We start from the raw sequence: 22,573 nt of genomic DNA, 5'->3' as shown, positions 1-22,573 counted from the left end.
CACAGCAGTTTGCCCCGGCACCCACCCGATGATTCGGACGGACGCCGGGGCATTAGTGCCTGGGCGCTAGGCGCCGACCATTGCCGGCAGTCCCGTGGCCTTGGCCGAGAGCGAGGCGAGCAGTATCGCGCGTTGGCCGAGGGGTGCGATGCCGGCGACGTAGCGGTCGGGCCGAACGAGCAGGATCATGCCTTGGGCTTCGCTGAAGATGCCGGAGACGTCCGTCGCGATGGGGCTGGACCCCCTGCCGTCTTCGATGGTGAGCCGGGCGCCCGGGCCGACTTCGATCAGGCTCCACCCGTTGGAAAGCATGTCATCGAGCGGGACGTGGTTGTGGTCGGCGTCCAGCACCAGGGGTTGGGGCAGGGAACGTCCGATGAGCATGGCGGCCTTGGCAGGGACATCGGGTGCGGGAGCGGCCACGGTGCCTGTGGTGTAGTGGGGTTGCTTGAGAAATTTCATCCGGGTGAGCCAGTCGTTGAGTGGGGGGATGGCGCGCGTGCCCAGGACAACGGCGTCGCGGATGCGGGTGATGACGGGGTTGGTGTTCATCACGACCCAGCCGATGCGTTTGGAGAGCTTGACCATCTGGGCGGCGTGGGGTCGACGTTCGGCGGCGTAGTCCTCGATGAGCGCGTCGGTGCCCTCGCCCGCGATGTGGGCAGCCACGCGCCAGGCGGCGGATGCGGCATCGCGGATGCCGGCGTTGAGCCCTTGGCCGGCGAAGGGCGGCATCAGATGTGCGGCGTCTCCGGCCAGCAAGACCCGCCCGACACGATATTTTTCGGCGATGCGCTGGTGGGCGGTGTAGACGGTGGCGCGGCGCACCGTGACCCGTGAGACGTCTTGGTAAGGGGCAACGAGCGTCGCGATGGAGGCCGGCGTAGTCATCTCGTGCTCATCCTCGCCCTCAAAGAGCATGAATTCGTAGCGGCACCGGCCATGCACGCCGGGCACGACGACGGTGGGTCGGGTGCCGTTGCAGTGGAAGGACGCGAAGGGTTCGGGGTCACCGGGAACATCGAGCAGGTCGACGACGATCCACTTTTCCACCTGGGTGGACCCGCTGAGCCCGATGCCCAATTCGCGTCGGGCGAAGCTTCGCCCCCCGTCGCAGGCGATGACCCATGAGGCGTTGATGACCAGCCCGGTTTCCGGGGCGTCGGCGGCCGGAGCATGGTCGGTTCCGGTGTCTCCGGCAAGTACGCCGGAGACACCGCGGTTCCGTTCGCCGCGACGCACCGCGGTCACCGTGACACCTTCGGGGTGTTGGGCGATCGAGGTGGCCTCGGTGTTGAAGTGCAGCTCGATTCCGGCGCGTTCGGAGGCTGCCTCGAAGAGGAGGCCTTCCATGACGGGCTGATCAAACTGGGATTTGCCGGGCTGACCCAGTCGCGGGTTGCCGGGGCGCACTTCGGCAAGGACACGTCCGCCGCGCCCGTAATACCGGGCTCCGGTGTCCATAAGCATTTCCGGGGCAAGGCGAGGCATGAGGCCGATTTGCTGCATCACTCGCAGGGTCTCGTCGGTGGCACTAATGGCCCGCGGCTCGTCTCCGGACCCCCAGTGCTTCTCGATCAACGCTACGCGCAACCCTTGGTCGGCCAAGAGGTTCGCCGCGGTCAGACCCGTGGGTCCTGCCCCGATGACCAATGCGTCGACATCGATGCTCTCTGCCATGCTGTGCTCCTTTGACCGGGTTTTCCCGGTGCCTAGTTGGCTTCGTCGACGACCGTGTTGCGCAGGGTGCCAAGACCGGTGATTTCGACCTCGACCACGTCACCGGCGTTGAGCAGGCCACCCTCGCCCCAGAAGAGGCCCACGCCACCGGGGGTGCCGGTGACGATGACGTCGCCCGGGTTCAACTTGGTGAAGCCGGTGACATACGCCATCAGCTGCGGGATGGTGAAGTACAGGTCCGCGACCGAGGCCTTTTGGCGGGTCTCGCCGTTGACGCGGGTTTCCAGGGTGAGGTTGTTGACATCGCCCAGGTCGGCCGCCGGTACCAGGTACGGGCCGAAGCCGCCGGTGGTCGGGAAGTTCTTGCCCGGGATCCACTGGCTGGCTGCCTTCTGCCAGTCGCGCACGGAGAAGTCGTTGTAGCAGGCGTAGCCCGCAATATGGTCCCAGGAGTCTTCCTCCGAGACGTGCCAGGCTTCCTTGCCAATGACCAGGGCCATTTCGCCCTCATAGTCGAACTTGGTGGTGCTGGTGGGCTTGACCGCGTCGACGAGGTGGCCCATCTGGGTGTCCGCGAAGCGCGTGAACACTGTCGGGGCGGTCTGCCCGGTCTTGCCCGATTCCTCCTGGTGGGCGCGGTAGTTCACGCCGATGCAGATGATCTTGCCGGGGTTGGTCAGCGAAGGCAGGAAGGTGACCTCGGATTCGGGACGTGTGGGTGCCCCGGAGACGTCAAGGTCGGTGCCGAAGATGCCCGTTTCAATCGACTCGCGAATCGTTGCGGCAAGGTTCAGGCCGGTGGGGCCCAGATCGTAAGTGGTCTCGTCGATGACCAGACCCCAGGTCTCGGAACCGTCGGTGGCAAGGAAGGATGCATATTGCATGAATTTCGGCCTTTCAGCTCAGTGTTGTTTCAAGGTTTTTTGGGGAGGCCGTGTGCCAGTTGCGTGGACGTCGATCCTCCGTGTGCTTAGCGGAAAGTCTTCAACTCGGTGACCGAGGGGATCCCGAACGTGCGGAAATCGTCGGTGCGGCGGTTGGACCACATGTTCCACCAGTTCTCGTCCTCTGCCCAGATCACCGGTTCGCGCTCGTCGTCGTAGATCTGCTCGAGGTCGGTGTAAAGCTCGACCACCGCGCCGGAGGTCTCCACGTAGTAGGCAGCGATATTGTGGCCGGCGCCGTGGCGGACCGGACCCCAGATCAATTCGCGGCCGGCGCGCCCCAGACGGTCGCCCAACTTGGCCAGATCGGCGATGGACTGGACCTGCCAGGCGTGGTGGTGGAAGGTTCCGCGGCCGCCAATCAGCGCAATGCCGTGGTGGTCGGCATTGCAACGCATGAAGTAGGCATAGTCGTCGCCAATGACATCGGACAGGCGGAAGTCGAATATCCGGCGCAGGAACTCCATCATGCCGCGGGGGTCACGCGGGTGGAAGTTGATGTGTCCGTAGCGGTCCGGGCCGAAGCCCTGCAGTCCCGGATCGCTGGCCTGCATTCCGGTGTAGATCTCGAAGATCCAGCCTTCCGGTCCGATGAAGCTGAATCCGTCCTGCACGCCGGCACTGACGGCCGTGTGCGAAACAAACGTGAGGTTCTCATTCTCGACGCGGCGGCGAATTTCACGAAGTGCGTCGCCGTTGCGTGCGATCAGGCCAATGGACTGGATGCCGTTGACTTCCGACTCGACATACACCAGCTCGTGGTGAACGGCGTTGGCCGCCAGGTAGACCTCGTTCTCGGTGCGTTCGGTGACGCGCAGCCCGAGCAGTTGCGTGGCATCGAAAATCGACCCCTCGATGTCATTGGTCTGAATGGACACATGGCCCATCTCTCTTATCAATCCCCAGGCCATGGCCCACCTCTCCGTGATGCTTGTTTAGAAAACATTATCACGTGAAGAATAGATTATCTAGCAATAAATACATCAAAGAGTAGGAGTGGTCGCCCCTAAAACCCTCCTTCCTCACGATTGCATAGCAGCCGTGACATGCATTGACGTATAAGCCTTCCCCCGCCCCGAACGCGCGCCTGTTGTACTGTGATTGGGAGTTGTCCGACTGCGCCTTACCGATTGCGAGATCCCGTGTCCAAGAAGAAGAACCCCTCGGCCTCCCGCAAGGCCAAGCAGGGACACCCCGCGCGGTCGGCGGCGACGGGACAGATCGTCAGCATTGACGAATTCCGCGCGCGCAGCACCGGGAACGATGTCTCGGCACAATTCATGAAGTGGGTTCGCGCGAACACGTCGTTGGCGGCCATTGGCGATCCGTTGCCGATTCTCCATGGATTCCTTGAGCACTACCTGCGACTTGGCGGAGGCTCCGACACCACGGTCTTGCTACCCTCCCCCACGGCAGCCACCCTGGCCTGGTACCTCACCGAAGCCCCGGACAACGATCTCGAATTCGTCCTACACGTGGTCATGGGCTACCTGCTGTTCCTGGACGACTCGGGCCTTTGGAGTGGCAGTGATGCCCAGTTCGAGGAAGCCCAGGCAGCAATTCTGGAAATTATTGACGAGCAATCCGACAAGGCATTCGACGACAGGGTCTTCGAGGTTCCGGCGCTGACCCGCGAACAAACCCGCGACGGCCTGCTCGCCCTGCCCTTGTCGGGGCGCATCCAATCATTCATGGATTGGTTCGGTGAAAAACGCGACGTCACCTCAAAGGGCGTTTTGACGCGCAAGGATATCCAGGGTGCCGCAGCGGCCCTGGGCGTCGCGGCAGTCGGTGTGAACACGGATCCGACGATGTTCGCCACCCATGAGGGCGAACCACTGCGGGTGACCACGGCCCAGGACGTCCCACGCCTGGTCCTGTACTGGGAAGCACTGGTGCAAATCGGCATCATCGAGCTGGGCGCGCGCCGGGCAACGATGCACCACCCGTTGGCTGCAACCACCGGACGCGATCGCGAAGAATTACTGATGCACATAATCCGCGATGTCGCATTGTGCCTTTATCTTCGGTTCACGGCCGTCGATGGAGATCACGATACCCACAAGGTCGTCAAGGAAGACCTGTCGAACGACGACATAGAAGGCATCATCATGACGTCGATGCTCCTGGATGCCGGGATCGAGGACGGGTACTCTGTGGAGCACCTGGAAACCGCCCTTGACACAACAGCCGGCGACGACCAGCTCGACCTGCTGATCGCGCAAATGACTTTGGATTTGTTGTGCACCGAGGGCCTGGTGCTCCGCGATACGCACTATCGGATTCCGCCAGTGCTCAAGAAAATGATTGCCTTTGCGATCGCCGAGCCGGCCGGGCTTGATGTGGTCCATGCGGACCCCCTGGACGCGGACGATCCCAGCTACCTGGGCGCCGGCGACTGATTCATCCTGTGCGCGGCCGGGGCACCGGGAACGGCCCATCGCGCTTCGCGCGTGTTACCGCAATGAAATCGCGGCAGCGTGAGCAGTAGAGCGAATCGCTAGTTTTCGCCCTCGGGCGCAACCGCGGTTACCAGCTCCTGAAGTTCGGGGACCCGGGCAGCGGATTCCAGCGCCGAGTGGAGCACCGCGTCGTGCGTCGGGTGGGCCTCGGCCCACAATTGCTCCCCCGCCGGCGTGAGCTCGGTGTAGATTCCGCGGCGGTCGTCCTGGCACAGGATGCGGGTGAGCAATGCCCGATCTTCGAGCCGGGTCACCAGCCGGGTGGTGGCACTGCTGGACAGCGCCGCGGCACGGGCAAGCTGCGCCATGCGCATGTGCCAACCGTCCTGCCGGCTCAGGGCATCGAGCACGGTGAACTCCACAACGGACAGCCCGTGCTCGGCCTGCAGCGCGCGCTCCAGCTCCCCCTCGATGAGGTTATGCAGTGCGGCGAGCGTGCGCCAGCCCTGCGCGCGGATCTGTACGGCGTCGTCCTTGATCCCCATGGGTGAATCTCCTCGCGTGTTCGTCCGCTCAGCATATCACCTTGCGCCGATATAACGCGTGTGCAATCATTGCGTTAGCAGTTAGTTGCAGACGCAACGATTGATGCGGGGAAACCCTCCGCATCTCATCCCGGCCCTCATACACCGAAGGTTCTTCATGCCCGTAGCTCTCTACGCCCTCGCCCTGGGCGGCTTTGGAATCGGTTTGACCGAATTCGTCATCATGGGCCTCCTGCCCGAGGTTGCAGCGGATTTCGGGGTCACCGAAACCGTCGCCGGCTACCTCATTTCCGGCTACGCCCTCGCCGTGGCCATCGGCGCCATCATCTTCACCGCGGTACTCAGCCGGCTGGACCGCAAGAAATCGCTGCTCTTCCTGATGCTGCTCTTCATCATCGGCAACCTGCTCAGCGCCACTGGCCCGACCTATGAAATCGTCATGGTCAGCCGCATTATTGCGGCCCTGTGCCACGGTGCCTTCTTCGGCATCGGATCCGTCGTTGCCGCCGACTTGGTGGCAGCCAACAAGCGTGCCGGCGCCATTTCATTCATGTTTGCCGGGCTGACCATCGCCAACGTCCTGGGCGTGCCCTTCGGCACCCTACTGGGCCAGGCCGCGGGATGGCGCTCGACGTTCTGGGCCATCACCGTCATCGGCGTCATTGCCTTCATCGGCATCATGGTCCTGGTCCCGGGCAACCTGGCCCGCTCGGGCAACAAGGGAATCTTCGGTGAGTTCAACATCTTCCGCAGCCCGCAGGTCTGGCTGTCGATGTTCGTGACCATCCTGGGCTACGGCGGCATGTTCGGCGCCTTCACCTACATTGCCTTCACCCTCACCGGCGTCAGCGGCTTTGCCGCCAGCTCCGTCCCGTGGCTGCTGGTGCTCTTCGGCGTCGGCCTTTTCGTGGGCAACGTCCTCGGGGGCCGCGCCGCGGACCGCAACCTGGCCGCCACGCTGATCACGGTGCTCGCTGCCCTCGTCATCGTCCTGGTCGCCTTCGCCCTGACCGCAGGGAACCAAACGGCCACCATCGTCGCCCTGCTGCTCATGGGCGGCGTCGGTTTCGCCACCGTCCCGGGCCTGCAAATGCGCATCATGAACCACGCAGCCCACGCCCCCACGCTCGCCTCGGGCGCCAACATCGCCGCCTTCAACGTGGGCAACGCGCTGGGTGCATGGGTCGGCGGACTGACCATCGCGGCGGGCCTTGGCTACACCTCCCCGCTGTGGGCAGGAGCCGTCATCACCGTTGCCGGACTCGCGGTCATGCTCATCGCCACCCGCGTCCGCGGTGGCGAATACGCCAAGAAAAGGCTTGCCGAACGCGTTTCCGCAAGCGTCGGCTAAAACCCACTTCATTTTTCTTTCAACGCACAACCCAAGGACCACCACCATGAACACCGCAACAAACACCATCCCGAGCATCACCCTCAATGACGGAACCAGCATGCCGCAGCTGGGCTACGGAGTCTTCCAGGTCCCCGATGCCGAAACCACGGCCGCGGTGTCCACCGCGCTGGAAACCGGGTACCGCAGCATCGACACCGCAGCCATCTACGGCAACGAGTCGGGGGTGGGCAGGGCGCTGGCCGGATCGGGCCTGCCGCGCGAAAATCTCTTTGTCACCACCAAGCTCTGGCTGGCCGACCTGGGCCGGGAAACGACCCGCGACGGGCTGGCCGCAAGCCTGGACAAGCTGGGCCTGGACCACGTGGACCTGTACCTGATCCACTGGCCGGGCACCGACACCGACAAATACCTCGAATCCTGGCAGGTGCTGGAGGAACTGCGCGCCGAGGGGCTGACGCGGTCCATCGGAGTCTCCAACTTCCTGCCGGAACAGCTTGAACGCGTGATCGGGCTCGGCGGCACGGTGCCGGCTGTCAACCAGGTGGAGCTGCACCCGTTCATGCAGAACCGCGAGACCGCCGCGGTGAACCGCGCCCACGGCATCGCGACCGAGGCCTGGAGCCCGCTGGCCCAGGGCGCCGTGCTGGATGACCCGGCGGTGCTGGCCGCCGCGCACGCCCACGGGGTGAGCGCGGCCCGGGTCATCCTGCGCTGGCACCTGCAGCAGGGCAACGTGGTGATCCCGAAGTCGGTCACGGCCTCGCGCATGGCCTCGAATCTGGATCTATTCGGCTTCGAGCTGGACACCGACAGCATCGCGGCACTCGATGCCCTGGATCGCGACGGGCGCACCGGCCCGTTCCCGGGCACCTTCAACGGCTGATTCCTTTCGCCTTCCGCCTCTTCCCGGCCCCCGCGGTCCGGGTCCGCCTTGGTGCGGTCCCGGAGCCCGGGGCGCCGGTGTTCCGTGCCATGTTGCGCTGGCGCTGGAAGCGAAACGCGCAATACTGAAGGCATGGAACTTGTTTTGCTTGTGATCCCCGGATGCCCGAATTCAGGCACCGCCAAGGAACTCTTTGACAGTGCCCTCGGGCTCGAAGGCATCACGGATGCGGTTGAGGTTCGCGAAATCACCACCCAGGACCAGGCCGAGAAGCTCGCCTTCCACGGATCGCCAAGCTTCAGCCTCGACGGCATAGACCTCTTTGCCTCCGCTGCTGCGCCGGCAGTGGCCTGCCGGGTATACCCCACGGTCTCGGGACTCGCCGGCCAGCCGGAGATAGACGACCTGCGCCGGGCCATCCGGGCTGTCCTCCCGGCACCTGCGCCCAACGCCCGCGCCTAGCCGACAGGCCGTCATGGACCAGGACCGGGAACACATCCTCGCGCAGTACGCCCGCGCCGAGCACCAATTGGGCGACTGGTTGGCGCATGCTTCCCCGTCCGACCTCGGCCGCTCCAGCACCGGCACCCGCTGGAACAACGAGGAGCTGCTCTTTCACATGGTCTTTGGCTACATGGTGGCACGCGCCCTGTTGCCGCTTCACCGGGTGCTTTCCCGGATGCCGGCCCCCGTATCAGCCGGATTCGTCGCCGTCTTGGACACTTCCACAGTCCCCTTTGATGCCGTCAATTACTGGGGCTCGAAGGCCGCGGCCCGCTTCTACAACCGGCATCGGATGGCCGCAAAGCTCCATCGGGTCCTGGCGGTGCTGGGCCGGAAGCTCGAGTCCGAGTCCCCTGCCTCGCTGGCCCGCGCCATGCCCTTCCCAACCCGCTGGGACCCGTTCTTCACCCGGGGCATGACCCTGACGCAGCTCTATGCCTACCCCACCGAACACTTCGACTTCCACGCCGGGCAGTTGGACCTGCCCCGCGGGCCGGAACCCGGATCTTCCTGAGGCCTCCGGGCACGAAAAAGCCACCCGCCGGCACGTTGGACTGCACGTCAGGCGGGTGGCTTGTGGGGTGGCCCCGCGGACCTAGGTGGAAGCCGGGTCTTCGGTGCCGGGTGCGAACTGCGCCAGGGAAATGGCCAGCGCCTCCTCGAGCTGTTCGGTTGTGGCCGTGCCCGATTCGCGCACCGCCTCGGCCCAGACCCGAACCGAACGCTCGGAAAAGGCCAGGGCCTCGGGGGAAAGCGCGGCCGCGGCCGGGTCGTCGGCCACGATTCCGTCCACGAACAGTCCCAGGGCCAGGAACATTCCGTCCCAACCCGGACCCACCCACAGTGCTCCGGCACCGCTTTGGGCCATGGCCAGCGGGACGGTGTGCTCCAGCTCCAGGGTCGTGGTGCCGGCCTCACCGGCGGCAAGGCGCAACTCGACGAGGCTGTCGTCGCCGCCGAAGGTGACCCTCAGGCGGGTGGGCGGTGCGCATTCCAGGATCCGGCCCCCGGCATTTCCCTCCAGCTGGAAGTTGCCGTCCTCATGGAACTGCCCGCTGATCGGAAGGAACCAGCGCGGGATCCGCTCCGGGTTGGTCAGGGCGTCCCAGAGGTCCGCGGGATCGGATTTGTAGGTGCGGCGTGCCAGGACCGAGACGGTTTCGCTTCCGTCTTCTTCCGTCCGCTGGGAGACCGTCCGGTCGATGGCACCGATCTGGGTTGCAATGTCGATCATTGTTGCTCCTCGGGTGGGTTCTGTGGGTCCTCGGTGGGCGAAGCGGCGAGGCGCCGCTGTCGTTTTCCGCGCGCAATTTCGGTTTCCAGGGCATCCAGCGGCTGATCCCAGAAGTGCCTGAAGTCCTCGAGCCAGGTGTCGATCTCGCGCAGCGGTTCGGAGGCAACGGCGTAGAGCCTGCGGGTTCCCGCGGCCCTGACCGAGGTGAATCCACTCTCCCGCAACACCTTCAGGTGCTGCGAGACCGCGGGTTGGGAGATCCCGAACTCGTCCCGGATGCGTCCGGCAATGGCCCCGGAGCTTTGCTCTCCGTCGGCCAGCAGCTGGAGGATACGGCGCCGGGTCGGGTCGCCCAAGACTTCAAATGCATGCACGGTCCCATACTACAACTTCCACTTATATAAGCAATAGCTTAATCAGAGTCGTTGGAAACCCACCTTGCCGGGCACGGAAAAGCCACCCGCCGGCGCGTTGGGACGCGCGCAGGAGGGTGGCTTTTGGTGCGGTTTGCGCTCCGCGGGACTATGCGTCGACGAGTTCCTTCTTGTCGTCGTCCGTGTCCTTGGTGCCCGGTGCCTGCGTGTCCGGGTTCTTGCCGGTCCAGGCGTGGCCCTGTTCGTTGTCCAGGTGCGTGGTCTTCTTGTTCTTCAGCGCGAAAATGTAGACCAGCAGCGAGATCGCGATGGCCACGGTGACGTAGGTGAAGAACAGGTCAACGCGCTCGGCCTTCTGCAGGGCCGCGCCGATCAGCGGGACGGTTCCGCCGAAGAGCGAGTTCGCGATCGCATAGCCCAGGCCCACGCCGAGGGCACGGATCGAGGCAGGGAACAGCTCGGCCTTAACCAGCGCGTTGATCGAGGTGTAGCCACCAACGATGACCAGCCCGCCCATCATCAGCAGGAAGGCAAAGACCGGGTTCTGGGTCTTGGACAGCATCGAGAGCAGCGGCCAGGTGAACAGCACACCGGTGATGCCGAACCAGAGCAGCAGCGGCTTGCGTCCGACCTTGTCGGAAATGATGCCGTACACCGGCTGCAGCAGCATGAAGATGAACAGTGCCCAGAAGTTGATGACCGAGGTCTGGGTCTTTTCGATGCCCGAGGTGTCGTTCATGAACTTCAGGATGAAGTTTGTGTAGGTGTAGAAGGCCACGGTGCCACCCAGGGTGATGCCGATGCAGACCAGCAGCGGCCTCCAGTACTGGGTGAACAGCAGCTTCATGGTGCCCGGCTGGGCCTCGCCGGCAACGCCCGGCTTGTTGGCCGCTGCAACCTGCTCGGCGGAGACGGTTTCCTCCATGGTGCGGCGCAGCCACAACACGACGAGGGCCGCGACGCCGCCGATGGCGAACGGAATGCGCCAGCCCCACGCGGTGAGCGTCTCGTGGCTCATGGTGTTCTGCAGGATGACCAACACCAGCAGGGCCATCATCTGCCCGCCGATCAGGGTCACGTACTGGAAGGAAGAGAAGAACCCGCGGCGCTTGGAGGTCGCTGCCTCGGACATGTAGGTGGCACTGGTGCCGTATTCCCCGCCCACGGAGAAGCCCTGCACCAGGCGCACGAAGACCAGCAGGACCATGGCCCACATGCCGATGGCTTGCTGGGTCGGCAGCAGCGCAATGGCGAAGGAACCGGCGCTCATCATGGTCACCGACAGCGTCAGCGCCGCCTTGCGTCCGTGGCGGTCGGCGTAGCGGCCGAAGAACCAGGCACCCACCGGGCGCATCAGGAACGAGGTCGCGAACACGGCCATGGCCTCGAGGCCGGCCTGTAGTTCGTTGGTCGAGTTGAAGAAGTGCGATTGGAAGTACGCGGCAAACACCGTGTACACGTAGAGGTCAAACCACTCCACGAGGTTTCCTGCCGAGCCCTTGAGGATGTTGCTGACGGCCCGACGCGTTGCGGCTGCCTCAATCGGGTCCTTGACGCGGGCACCGGGTCGCGGTGCCTTCTTCATGTTGTCCACGGCAGCTTCGCCCATGGGGTTGTTCCTCCTCCTACGTTGGCGGCCCACAATCAACCGGGGCCTCAACCAAGGTAATCGTGAGACACGTTACAACCAACGTGGGAGGCCATTCCTAACACTTCCTTAGGAGTCCGCTTGGGGTTCCGGCGCGGCCAAGACCAGGAACCGGGCGGGGCGGGAAACTCGAAGAAATGGTACTCTCCAAGACGGGCGCAAGATGCATTTGCCCCCGTGAGCCACGACTTTTTGACGACACAATCCACGAAACAAGGGACGCTTCCATGGACGTACTCATCGTAGAGGATGACGACTCCATGGCCGCGGCGCTCACCGCCGCGGTGAAGTCCACCGGACACGGCGCAACCCGGGTCTCCCGCGGCACCGACGCACTGCTTAGGCACCGCGACTTCGACGTGATCCTGCTGGATCTGGGTCTACCCGACATGGACGGGCTCGAGGTGCTGCGCAAGCTGCGCCAAGTCACCTTGTCCCCCATCCTGATCCTCACCGCCCGAGACGACGAACGCTCCGTCGTGCTCGGCCTGCGCTCGGGCGCGGACGACTACCTGATCAAGCCGGTCAAGCTGGTGGAACTGCTCGCCCGCATCGAGGCCGTCACCCGGCGCACCATGCTCTCCGGCGGACGCAAGAACACTCACATCCGCATCGGGGAACTGGCCATCGACCTCGACCGCCGCGTTGCCGAGGTCGCCGGAACCGAGCTGTCCCTGACTCCCACCGAATTCGACCTGCTGGCCCTGCTGGCCCGCAATGCAGGCTCGGTAGTGACCCGCGAACAGATCCTGGACTCCCTGTGGGGAGATGCCTTTCTGGCCTCCTCCCGCTCCCTGGATGTGCACCTGACCGGGTTGCGTTCCAAGCTGGCGCTGCCCGGCTTCATCGTCAACGTCCGCGGCGTCGGCTACCGGATCGAAGCCGACCCGCAGTGAAGCTCCGCGTCCTGGGTGTACTGAGCGTGCTGGTGCTGCTGCTGGTGCTTCTCGTGTCCAACGTGATCCTCTCCTCCGCCGGGCGCGAGGTGACCCAGCAGCTGCAGATCAACCGGGTGGCAGCGCTGAACCGGATCGCCCAGGTGGCCTACGACGCGGCGAGTGACGGGGACACCACGGTGCTGCAGCGGGACATGGACACCTACTCCGGGCTCTACGACGAGGGCCTGGTGGTGCGGATGCAGCAGGGCACACTGGTTTCCGGCGGGCTGGACCCCGAGCGGGCCGACGTGCGCAACGCACTGGCGCGGGCCTCGCTGAACCTGGCCGACACCGCGCTGGACCCCGTGATGCCCTTCGGTACGGGCCACGAGGTGATTTCCCGGTCCTTCGGCAGTGCCAGCCAGGTCCTGGGCGAGGCGGTCATGGAGGTCAACCTCGATGCCGCCCGCGACAAACTGCGCTACCGCTGGCTGGTCACCGGCATTGCCGCAATCGCGTTGGCCACGGTGTTGCTGCTGCTCGCGGGCCGGGTCACCGGCTGGGTGCTGCGCCCGGTCCAGAACCTGGGTGCGGCGGTGCGCGAATTCAAGGACACCGGCCACACACCCCCGCTGCCGGCGGCCGGTCCCCCGGAGCTGCGCGAACTCTCCCGCTCCTTCACCGACATGGCCACCACCCTGGGCGAACTCATCGCGTCCCAGCGCCAACTCATTGCCGACACCTCCCACCACCTGCGCAACCCCATCGGTGCGCTGCGCCTGCGCGTGGACCTGTTGCTGCTGGAGCTCAAGGATGAGAAGGAGTGCGACGCCGGGGCCGGGGTGCTGGCTGAACTCGAGCGGGTCGAGGAGATCCTGGATTCGGTGTTGAAGCTGGCCGTCGCCGAGCACCGCCTCATTGAGGATTCGGCCGGCACCTCCGCCGGGGCTGCCGACGGCCCGGACTCCGGCCGCGTCAACGCCTTCGTGGTGCTGGCCGAGGAAGTGGACCGCGCCAGGCCCGCAGCCCTGGCGGCCGGATCCGGCCTCGTCCTGGCCACGGCAACGGATCCCGGCGCGGAGCTTTCCTGCAATCGGGTCGAGCTGGCGCAGATGGTCGGCGAACTGCTGAACAATGCCGTCAAGTATGCCGGTGGCTCGGACATCACGGCCTCGGTGCGCCGGGAAGGTCCGCGCACGCTGATCGAGATCGCCGATGCGGGCCCGGGACTCGACGCCGCCCAGTTGGCGGCTGCCACCACCCGCTTCTGGCGCGCACCCGAGCATTCATCGATCCGCGGCACCGGCATGGGCATGACCATCGTGGACAAGCTGGCCACGGCCAACGGCGGGCGCCTGGTCCTGGAGCCCAACGAACCCCACGGCCTGCGCGCCCGGCTCGAATTCGACAAGGCACCCACCGTGCCCGAGCAAGGGGGAGCTTCATGAATGCGAACCCCGCACCCGGTTTCCACCTGTCGCGGCGCGGTGTGCTCCGCGCCGCGCTGGCCACTTCCCTGGCCGGCCTGCTGGCCCCGGTGGTTGCCTCGTGCGTCTCCGGTGCGCGCCGCGAAGCCATCGTCGTCGCCGGCGGGGAGCCCGGCGGCTTCTACCTGGAATTCGCCACCCTGTTGGCCGCCTCCCTGCAGCGGCACGAGGTGGCCACGCTGGCCACGGTGAATGCCACCGGCGGCAGCCTGGACAACCTCGCACAGCTGGTCTCCGGCGAGGCGACCCTGGCCGTCGCGCTGGCCGACGCCGCCTCGCTTCAGGGCGGGCCGCAAGGCAAGCACCCCGGGCAGATCGCGGCGCTTGGCAAGGTCTACCAGAACTACGTCCATGCAGTGGTGCGCAGGGACAGTTCCATCACTTCCCTGGAAGACCTCGCCGGGCGCACCGTGGCCGTGGGCATGCCGGGTTCGGGAACCTCCCTGATCACCCCGCGGCTCTTTGAGGTCGCCGGACTGGAATCCGCCCCCGCAGGAACCACTGCCGCGGGCCGGCGCGTCACCGTGAAGGCCCTGGGACTCAACGACGGGGTCGCAGCCCTGGCAGCCGGAGACGTGGACGCGCTCTTCTGGTCCGGCGGCGTACCCACCGCCGCCATCGCCCAGGCCCACACCAACACCGAGTTCGCGCTGCTGGACCTCTCGTCCCTGCTCCCCGGACTGCGCCAACGATATGGCGCCTTCTACGACAAGGTGCTGATCCCCGGCGACAGCTATGCGGGCATCGACGAGGTGTGGACAGTCGGGGTGGCCAACCTGCTGCTGTGCCGGATGGACCTGGATGCCGAGACGGTGCGGCGAACCGTGGACCTGCTGGTGGGAAACGCGGATGAGCTGATTCCGCGCTCGAGCGTCGGGGTGCAGTTCCTGAGTCCGAATTCCCTGATCAACACCGCCGACATCCCGCTGCACCCGGCCGCCGCCGCGGCCTACAGGGAACTCCACGGGTAGCACTGCGGGGCCAGCACCTTCCGTCGGGAAAGCGAAATCGCTCCGTGCAGGCTTGCCCTGGAAAGGGCAAACGTGCACGGAGCGATGACTCGGATGATCTTGAATCCCGCGTTGTGTCAGGGGATCAGAGCGTCATGTGTTCGAGCTGGCGCCCGTTGGTCTCGCGCACCATGCGCCAGACAAAGAGGAACGAGAGCAACGCGAACCCTGCGTAGATGCCATAGGCGAGCTGCAGGCCAAGGTCCGCGAGCGTCGGGAACGTCGTGCTGACCACGAAGTTTGCAATCCATTGGGCTGCAGCACCGAGCCCAAGGGCAAGCGCCCGAATGTTGTTGGGGAACATCTCGCCCAACAGCACCCACACCACCGGACCCCAGCTGGCACCGAAGCCAACGACGAACAGGTTCGCTGCCACCAGCGCAATCATGCCCCAGGCACCCGGAAGGCTGAGCTCCCCGTTGACGTTCACGGCTTGGGCGAAGGCCACGGCCATGGTTCCCAGAGACAGCGTCATCATCGCGGAGCCGATGAGCAGCAGCAGCTTGCGACCGATCAGGTCCACCAGCATGATCGCCACGATGGTTGCCACGATGTTGGTGACGGAGGTGATCACGGAGATCATGAACGAGTCGGATTCCTGGAATCCGACGGACTTCCACATCGTGGTCGAGTAGTAGAAGATCACGTTGATTCCCACGAGCTGCTGGAAGACCGAGAGCAGGATGCCGATCCAGACCAGTTTCTTGAACCCGAACTTGCCACCGAATAGATCGGCGAAGCGCTGGCGTCGTTCCAGGTTCACCGTTGACTTGATCTCGGCGATCTTCTCCTCCGTCGCGGCTCCTGCCGACATCCCGACCACGTCGATGAGCACCCGACGGGCACCTTCGTCGTCGTTCTTCTCCACGAGGTAGCGCGGAGACTCGGGCAACCGGGACGCCAAAATGCCATAAACCAGGGATGGAACCAGTCCGGAGAGGAACATCCATCGCCATGCTTCCAACCCCAGCCAGGCGCTCTGGGAGGCTCCCCCGGCCATCCAAGCGATCATGGCCGAGATGAGGAATGCCAGGAAGATGCCGATGACCAGCGAGAGCTGCTGCAAGGTGCCCAGTCGGCCGCGCTGCTTCGAGGGTGCGATTTCAGCGATGTAGGCCGGAGCGATCACCGAGGCAAAGCCCACGCCGATGCCACCGATAAAGCGCCACCAAATCAAGTCCCACACGCCAAAGGCGAATCCGCAGCCCAGTGCGCTAACGCTGAGCAAGACGCTGGCAATAAGCATCGTGCGGACTCGGCCAAAGCGTTGCGAACAAACCCCGGCAAACCAGGCACCCAGCGCCGCTCCCAACAGCGCGCAGGAAACGGTGAAGCCCAGCAGGCCAGAACTCAGTGAGAACTGCTCGCGCACCGCATCAACGGTTCCATTGATGATCGCGCTGTCATAGCCGAAGAGGAAGCCACCCAGCGCGGCAGTTGATGCCATGGCAACCAGCCGGGGCGTCACCCGTCCGTCACTCTGAATCGGAGCAGTAACCCGCATCGTCTCAGGCACCGAGTACCAAACCCCGCACGTCGAGCGTTACCTGTGGCAGTCCATGGCTTTGGTCCACGTTGAAATCTCCTTTGATTCATTGGTAAGACTCAATTAGTAAGGGAGCCTAAAGATTGTGATGTCCAGCATAGGGTACTGCGATAGGATTTGGAAAGACTGCCTAACCAAAGGATTGATCACATGATCACAGGAGCCCCCTCCGGAACCTCCGCCGGGCCCCTGCCGCGGGCGCTGGCAAGCGCCACGGACCGACGCTTCCTGGAGCATCTACTCGTCCACGGCCCCAGCTCACGCACCGACATCGCCGCATCCACCGGACTCTCGCGCCCCACCGCCTCGGAGGCCGCCACGCGCTTGTCTCAAACCGGTCTACTGAGAATCGTCGAAACACCCCCGGCCAAAAAACGAGGCCGGATACCGGAGATCTACGACCTGGATCCGGCGTACGGACACACGCTCTCGCTCGCCGCGGCGGCCGGGCGGACCCGGGTTCAAACCCACGACCTGCGTGGCATATTGCTTGATGAAACCACCCTAGACCTGCCCGATTCCATGACCCCGGGCGAATTCGAGACAACCCTGCGGGATCTTGTCACAACCACGGTCAGTGCCACTGGTTCCCCGTGTCTGGCGGCAACCGCCTCGCAGGGCAACCCGGTGGATCCGGTCTCCCAGCGCCCGGTGGTCCTGCCGGCTTCCGCGTTCCCGGAAGGGCGCGGTGACGTGGGCGCGCTCTTACGCGAAATATGCAGCGGACCGGTGCGCCTGGACAACGACGTGAACTGGGCGACCCTGGCCGAACAGCGCATTGGTGTCGCCCGCGGAATCGACGAGCTCATCATGGTTTATCTGGGACCCGGCGTCGGCGCCGGATTGGTGATGTCCGGAACCGTCCAGCGTGGCAGACACGGTGCCGCCGGCGAACTGAGCTACCTGCGCTCGGGAGGACGGACGTTGATCAGCCAGCTGCTGGAACACGGAATAGCGGCCCCCGGCAAGGATCGGCTCGACGTTCCCGGATGCTTGTCGCTTTTTGAAGCTACGCCGGCCCCGGATAACGCCCGGCTTTTCGTCGAGGCCGTTGCCCGGCAAATCGCCAACATTGCCGCAATCACCGATCCACAGGCGGTGGTGCTCAGCGGGCCGATCGCCGACAGCGCCGCCTTCACGCGGATGCTCGTCCGGGCCCTGCAGCCGCTGCTGCTCAATGCAGACCTCGAGGTGCTGTCCAGCGCCTTGGGCGAGGACGCTCCCCTGATCGGGGCCAGCCTGGCCGCACGGGATATGGCCGAATCCCACTTCTGGGGCAACTACCGCTCCTGATGCGCGGTTCCCCTCCCGGTCCGGCGGCGCCATATCGAGGACAACCTGGCGGACCCGACACGTGGAACCGAGGCAATCGCGTCTTCACACCACATCGCCAGGCGCACGCGGCCCAAGACCTTCGCCGCATTCCGCCGCACTCATCCCTTCCGCACGCTGAAATTCCGCGGAAGGCGGCGGGAGCAATTCGGATCCAGCCCCCTCACTTCCCTCATGCCTAGCTCGCCAACGCGGCGTTAGATGAGTTTGCGTAAGAAATGCGAAAGAATGAGCATTCACATTCACGAAGGCGAGCACCACATGATCAATCTCCAGCAAGACGCCGACGGCAACGTTCGTATGCGTGCCATCTACCCCAAGGGCGTACGGGTTAACGTCATCTTTACCGATGGCACACAGGAAGAATTCACCGGGCAGCGCCTGAATGAACTGCGTGAGGCCGCCAATGCCGCATTCCGGCTGGCCAACGCCCTGGATGCCAAGGGTTTTGACCGCAACAAGGGCAAGCCGGTGCCCCGCAACAAGATCGTCGAATTTGTGCCGATCAGTCCCGGCATGTCCACGCAGTAGCCGAGCAAAGCCGGGGAGTCTGTTGCCGAACGTTGCCAGATGCGTTCTGAACCGTGGACCAAATATCCCGCAAAACATAGGTCCCTCTCTCCAAACCGTTGTCATTCGCTGCCGGGGTGGTTCGAGCTGGGGTTGGACCCCCCGGCTCTGCTACGCACGGACCTCCGCACCGACTTGCGGAAGCCCCCTCCCGTTGGGTGGCGTTCACCAGTTAGAAACCTTCCACCGATAGACATCTAGGGTTAGTCCCCTTACTCACTCGCTATCCGTTGGGAAACACATGTCCATATCCAGGCGCCCGCTGCGCCGATTCACCCGCGCGTCGGCGGCAATTGCCGCCCTCGCGGTAGCAGGTTCCGCATTCTATGCCGCCGGCGCCGTCGCAGATATCGTCCCCGATCCGATTTCCCATTCGACGAAGGGAGCCGGGCTCGAGCTCAATGCGATCGGCTCCTACGAGACCGGGATCTTCGACAAGTCCGCAGCCGAAATCGTCACCTACCACGCCGCCAGCAAGCGCCTGTTCGTGGTCAACGCGCAGGCCGGGGCGGTCGACGTCCTGGACATTGCCGACCCGACCAAGCCCACCAAGCTCTACTCCATCTCCGGCTCCGGCATCGCCAACTCCGTGGCCGTGCGCGCCGACGGCCTGGGCGTCATTGCCTTGGAGTCGAGCACCAAGACCGCCAAGGGATCGCTGCTCTTCTTCGACGCCAACGCAGCGACCGCCGCCATGCTCGGGTCCGTCACGGTCGGCGCCCTGCCGGACATGGTCACGATCTCCAAGGACGGCAGCTACGCCGTGGTAGCCAACGAGGGCGAGCCGGCGGATGACTTCTCCTCCGACCCCGAGGGCTCGATCAGCGTCCTCACCCTGCCGGCCACACTCGCGGCCCCCGCGCAGTCGGCAGTCAAGACGGCCACCTTCCACGAATTCGAGGAAGGCGGTTCCAAGCAGCTGCCCTCCGGGGTCCGCGTCTTTGGCCCCGCCCCGCATGGGGACGACATGCCGGTCTCGCGGAACCTGGAACCCGAATACATCGCCATCGACGGCACCACCGCCTACGCCGCACTGCAGGAAGCCAACGCGGTGGCGGAGATCGACCTGGCAAGCGCCACCGTCACAGCGATCCGTTCCCTGGGCCTCAAGGACCACTCACTGGCAGGCAACGGCCTGGATGCCTCCGACAAGGACGACGCTCTCGACATCAGGTCCTTCGAGGGCCTCAAGGGCGCCTACATGCCCGACGGAATCAACGCCTACACCTCCGGCTCCACCACCTACCTGGTCACCGCCAACGAGGGCGATGCCCGCGAATGGGGCGACTACGTCGAGGGCGCACGCGTCAAGGACCTGGGCTCCGACGGGCTCGCCCCCGTCTGTGCGGACAGCCCCGCAGCAGCCCTCACCGGCGACAATGACCTGGGCCGCCTTAACGTGACCACCGCTTCCGGCCTGAACGAGGCGGGCGACTGCTACGAGGAACTCGTTTCCTTCGGCTCGCGGTCCTTCTCCATCTGGACCACCGACGGCAAGCAGGTCTTCGACTCGGGCGACGACTTCGAGAAAATCACCGTCGCAGCCAACCCCGACTTCTTCAACTCGAACCACTCCGAGTCGAACCTCGAGGGACGCAGCGACGACAAGGGCCCGGAACCCGAAAACCTGGCCATCGGGACAATCGGCGATTTCACCTACGCCTTCATCGGCCTTGAGCGCGTCGGCGGTGTCGCTGTCTACGACGTGACCACCCCCGCCTCCGCCACGTTCGTCACCTACATCAACAACCGCGACTTCTCGCAGTCCGTCGAGGACGGCGGAGACCTCGCCACGGCCGGGGACCTCGGTCCCGAGGGGCTGGCGTTCATTCCCGCCGAGGGTTCGCCCACCGGCACCCCGATGCTCGCGGTGGGCAACGAGGTCTCGGGCACCACCACCCTGTTCTCCATCACCGGCGACGCGGTTCCCGCACCTGCACCCGCGGAGCCGGCGACCACCAGCATCCAGGTCCTGGGCATCAACGACTTCCACGGCCGCATCGAGGCCAACGGCGCCGAGGCAGGTGCCGCGGTCTTGGGCGGTGCGGTCAAGGAACTGAAGGAAAAAAACCCCAACACGCTCTTCGTCTCGGCGGGCGACAACATCGGCGCCTCGACCTTCACCTCGTTCTCCCAGCAGGACAACCCGACCATCGACGCGCTCGGCGCGGCGGGCCTGGATGTTTCGGTCGTGGGCAACCACGAATTCGATGCGGGCTTCGAGGACCTCCTCTCGCGCGTCATCCCGCGCTATGCGGAGTCCACCGGCAATGACGGTGCCGACTACGCACTTGCAGCCAACGTGTATGGGAAGGGCACCACGACCCCGGCGCTGCGCGAATACGCGATCCGCGAGGTCGACGGCGTAAAGATCGGATTCATCGGCACCGTCACCGAATCCACCGCCTCCATGGTCTCTCCCGCCGGCATTGCCGACATCGAGTTCGGTGACCAGCTCGAGGCCGCCAACCGCGTCGCCGGGCAGCTGTCCGACGGCAACGATTCCAACGGCGAGGCCGACGCGATCGTGCTGCTGACGCACGACGGTTCGGCAGTGGATAGCTGCGAGGCCATTGCCACCGAAAAGACCACCTACGGCGAACTGGTGCGCAAGGCCTCGGGAAAGATCGACGCGATCTTCTCCGGCCACACCCACCAGGGGTACGACTGCTCCTTCCCCGTCGAGGGCTGGGCCGCAGGGCTTGAACGCCCCGTCATCCAGACCCACCAATACGGCACCACCCTCGGCGCCCTGGCACTGGAAATCGACCCGGAAACCAAGGACGTAGTGTCCCTGGACGCCGAACTGCTCCCGCTGACCACCACCGACGAAGCGACAGAGGAAACCACCGCGAACTACCCGGCGCTGTCGAGTGTCAGCAAGATCGTTGAAAAGGCCTCGGCCGAGGCAGAAGTTGCAGGTGAGGTCAGGGTCGGCGAGATCAGCGCCGACATCCTCCGCGGCGGCACCGAAGGCTCGGACCGCGGCGTCGAATCGACGCTCGGCAACCTGGTTGCGGACATGCACCTGTGGTCCACCTCGAATGATTCCTTTGGCGGCGAAAAGGCCGACATCGGCATCATGAATCCCGGCGGGCTGCGCGCCGACTTGCTCTTCGGCGAAGACGGCACCGTCAGCTACAAGGCCGCCGCAGGCGTCCAGCCCTTCGGCAACACGCTGGTCACCAAGGACCTGACCGGCGCGCAGCTCAAGGAGATCCTCGAGGAACAGTGGCAGCCCGATGGATCCTCACGTCCCAAGCTGCACCTGGGCATCTCCGCGGACCTGTCCTACACCTATGACCCGGATGCAGCGCGCGGGGAACACATCACGAGCGTGTTGTTCAAGGGCATTGAGGTCACCGCGGAGCAGGTCTTCCGCGTGGCGGCCAACTCCTTCCTGGCCGAGGGCGGGGACAACTTCACCACCTTCGCCAAGGGCACCAACGTCGCCGACAGCGGCCAGATCGATTTGGTCGCAGCCGTCGAGTACTTCAAGGCACACGCGATGGTCGACCCCGCCCCGCTGGGCCGCGCCGTCGTGGCCGGCACCGACTGGGCCACGATCGAACTGGAGAATGCCAACCCCATGCAGGGTGAAACCCTGAAGGCCGAGGTCACCGGGCTCGAGGCGGGCACAAAGATCACTGCGGTCCTGCATTCGGACCCCCTTCCGGCCAGCGATATCCCGGCTGCCAACGCCGAGGGCACCACCGCCTTTGAAATCGCGATCCCGGAAGACTTCGAAACAGGGGCGCACACGCTGCTGGTTTCGACCGAGGGCCGCGAGGACATCGCGCTCGACGTCGAGGTTGCTGCCGCGTCGGCACCGAGCGAAGGCTCGGCGCCAAGCGAGACCCCGGCTCCGAGCGAAGCACCCGAGCAAGGCGGCGAGGAGCAGGTTCCAAGCGAAAGCCCTGCACCTGTCGCACCTCAGGCCAACGACGGCGACAACGAGCCGGAGGCGGTCTCCAAGCCGAACGGGGAGCTCGCCAACACCGGAGCCACGGTCGGCACCATTGCCGGCACCGGCCTCCTGCTGGCCGCCGCGGGCGGGTTCCTGCTCTGGCGCCGCCACCGCATGTCGGTGAGCGACTCCGAGTAGTACCCAGCATCAACCACAAGGGTCCCGGGTTGCCCCCAGGGGGGGACCCGGGCCCCTGTGGTTTACAGGCGCACAAA

The 22,573-nt window shown here is 65.0% G+C and carries 19 protein-coding genes; 11 read left to right on the top strand and 8 right to left on the bottom strand.

The genetic code is table 11. From position 1 onward, the window contains the following. Positions 1-66: 66 nt before the first annotated feature. The 3 genes from ACLQ7E_RS05425 to ACLQ7E_RS05415 all read right to left on the bottom strand — a co-directional run bounded on the left by ACLQ7E_RS05425 (position 67) and on the right by ACLQ7E_RS05415 (position 3,502). Positions 67-1,680, bottom strand: a complete 1,614-nt coding sequence (locus ACLQ7E_RS05425; protein ID WP_411731551.1) for an FAD-dependent monooxygenase — start codon at positions 1,678-1,680, stop codon at positions 67-69. 32 nt (positions 1,681-1,712) lie between these two features. After that, a complete protein-coding gene (locus ACLQ7E_RS05420) occupies positions 1,713-2,564 on the bottom strand; it encodes a fumarylacetoacetate hydrolase family protein (RefSeq protein ID WP_411731550.1) in 852 nt (283 codons plus the stop codon). A gap of 86 nt (positions 2,565-2,650) precedes the next feature. Further along, entirely contained in the window at positions 2,651-3,502 is an 852-nt protein-coding gene (locus ACLQ7E_RS05415) for a VOC family protein (RefSeq protein WP_411731549.1), read from the bottom strand. A gap of 264 nt (positions 3,503-3,766) precedes the next feature. On the opposite strand from ACLQ7E_RS05415, the gene ACLQ7E_RS05410 reads away from it, so the two are divergent. Continuing rightward, on the top strand, positions 3,767-5,026 hold the full coding sequence (locus tag ACLQ7E_RS05410) for a hypothetical protein (RefSeq protein WP_411731548.1): 1,260 nt from the start codon (positions 3,767-3,769) through the stop codon (positions 5,024-5,026). Between the two features lie 98 nt (positions 5,027-5,124). Here ACLQ7E_RS05410 and ACLQ7E_RS05405 read toward each other — a convergent pair whose 3' ends face one another. Beyond that, a complete protein-coding gene (locus ACLQ7E_RS05405) occupies positions 5,125-5,571 on the bottom strand; it encodes a MarR family winged helix-turn-helix transcriptional regulator (protein WP_411731547.1) in 447 nt (148 codons plus the stop codon). Between the two features lie 157 nt (positions 5,572-5,728). On the opposite strand from ACLQ7E_RS05405, the gene ACLQ7E_RS05400 reads away from it, so the two are divergent. From ACLQ7E_RS05400 to ACLQ7E_RS05385, 4 genes are all read left to right on the top strand, one after another. Next, positions 5,729-6,922, top strand: a complete 1,194-nt coding sequence (locus tag ACLQ7E_RS05400; protein ID WP_411731546.1) for an MFS transporter — start codon at positions 5,729-5,731, stop codon at positions 6,920-6,922. Between the two features lie 46 nt (positions 6,923-6,968). Continuing rightward, entirely contained in the window at positions 6,969-7,808 is an 840-nt protein-coding gene (locus tag ACLQ7E_RS05395) for an aldo/keto reductase (RefSeq protein WP_411731545.1), read from the top strand. Between the two features lie 132 nt (positions 7,809-7,940). Beyond that, positions 7,941-8,270 (top strand): hypothetical protein, encoded by a 330-nt coding sequence (locus tag ACLQ7E_RS05390; protein WP_411731544.1) that lies wholly within the window; start codon positions 7,941-7,943, stop codon positions 8,268-8,270. A gap of 13 nt (positions 8,271-8,283) precedes the next feature. Continuing rightward, positions 8,284-8,826 carry a DinB family protein gene (locus tag ACLQ7E_RS05385; RefSeq protein ID WP_411731543.1) on the top strand — a complete coding sequence of 181 codons (543 nt, stop codon included), beginning with the start codon at positions 8,284-8,286 and terminating at the stop codon, positions 8,824-8,826. A gap of 81 nt (positions 8,827-8,907) precedes the next feature. On the opposite strand, the gene ACLQ7E_RS05380 is transcribed toward ACLQ7E_RS05385, so the two are convergent. The 3 genes from ACLQ7E_RS05380 to ACLQ7E_RS05370 form a co-directional block, all read right to left on the bottom strand. Next, positions 8,908-9,546: an SRPBCC domain-containing protein gene (locus ACLQ7E_RS05380; RefSeq protein ID WP_411731542.1), complete on the bottom strand. Its 639-nt coding sequence runs from the start codon at positions 9,544-9,546 to the stop codon at positions 8,908-8,910. Beyond that, positions 9,543-9,920 carry an ArsR/SmtB family transcription factor gene (locus ACLQ7E_RS05375; protein WP_411731541.1) on the bottom strand — a complete coding sequence of 126 codons (378 nt, stop codon included), beginning with the start codon at positions 9,918-9,920 and terminating at the stop codon, positions 9,543-9,545. The genes ACLQ7E_RS05380 and ACLQ7E_RS05375 overlap by 4 nt, the downstream gene beginning before the upstream one ends. Positions 9,921-10,068: 148 nt before the next feature. After that, a complete protein-coding gene (locus ACLQ7E_RS05370; RefSeq protein ID WP_411731559.1) occupies positions 10,069-11,505 on the bottom strand; it encodes an MFS transporter in 1,437 nt (478 codons plus the stop codon). Positions 11,506-11,795: 290 nt separating this feature from the next. On the opposite strand from ACLQ7E_RS05370, the gene ACLQ7E_RS05365 reads away from it, so the two are divergent. From ACLQ7E_RS05365 to ACLQ7E_RS05355, 3 genes are read left to right on the top strand one after another with little or no spacing between them, the layout of a single operon-like run. Next, positions 11,796-12,464: a response regulator transcription factor gene (locus tag ACLQ7E_RS05365; protein ID WP_411731540.1), complete on the top strand. Its 669-nt coding sequence runs from the start codon at positions 11,796-11,798 to the stop codon at positions 12,462-12,464. Next, complete coding sequence (locus ACLQ7E_RS05360) at positions 12,461-13,894, top strand: sensor histidine kinase (RefSeq protein WP_411731539.1); 1,434 nt, start codon at positions 12,461-12,463, stop codon at positions 13,892-13,894. Before ACLQ7E_RS05365 ends, ACLQ7E_RS05360 begins: the two co-directional genes overlap by 4 nt. Next, a complete protein-coding gene (locus tag ACLQ7E_RS05355; protein ID WP_411731538.1) occupies positions 13,891-14,904 on the top strand; it encodes a TAXI family TRAP transporter solute-binding subunit in 1,014 nt (337 codons plus the stop codon). The genes ACLQ7E_RS05360 and ACLQ7E_RS05355 overlap by 4 nt, the downstream gene beginning before the upstream one ends. Positions 14,905-15,028: 124 nt before the next feature. Here the strand turns inward: ACLQ7E_RS05355 and ACLQ7E_RS05350 are convergent, their stop codons facing one another. Then, complete coding sequence (locus tag ACLQ7E_RS05350) at positions 15,029-16,447, bottom strand: sugar porter family MFS transporter (RefSeq protein ID WP_411731558.1); 1,419 nt, start codon at positions 16,445-16,447, stop codon at positions 15,029-15,031. A 192-nt stretch (positions 16,448-16,639) separates the two neighbouring features. Here ACLQ7E_RS05350 and ACLQ7E_RS05345 point away from each other — a divergent pair, with 192 nt between their 5' ends. The 3 genes from ACLQ7E_RS05345 to ACLQ7E_RS05335 all read left to right on the top strand — a co-directional run bounded on the left by ACLQ7E_RS05345 (position 16,640) and on the right by ACLQ7E_RS05335 (position 22,496). Beyond that, entirely contained in the window at positions 16,640-17,782 is a 1,143-nt protein-coding gene (locus tag ACLQ7E_RS05345) for an ROK family protein (RefSeq protein WP_411731537.1), read from the top strand. A 267-nt stretch (positions 17,783-18,049) separates the two neighbouring features. Further along, complete coding sequence (locus tag ACLQ7E_RS05340; RefSeq protein WP_411731536.1) at positions 18,050-18,352, top strand: hypothetical protein; 303 nt, start codon at positions 18,050-18,052, stop codon at positions 18,350-18,352. A gap of 280 nt (positions 18,353-18,632) precedes the next feature. Further along, entirely contained in the window at positions 18,633-22,496 is a 3,864-nt protein-coding gene (locus ACLQ7E_RS05335) for a choice-of-anchor I family protein (protein WP_411731535.1), read from the top strand. Positions 22,497-22,573: the final 77 nt, after the last annotated feature.

The sequence above is a fragment of the Paeniglutamicibacter sp. genome (assembly GCF_046714615.1).
Taxonomy (GTDB): Bacteria; Actinomycetota; Actinomycetes; order Actinomycetales; family Micrococcaceae; genus Paeniglutamicibacter.
Note: the sequence above shows the minus strand (reverse complement) of the source record. Positions and strands in the feature narration are given on the sequence as shown.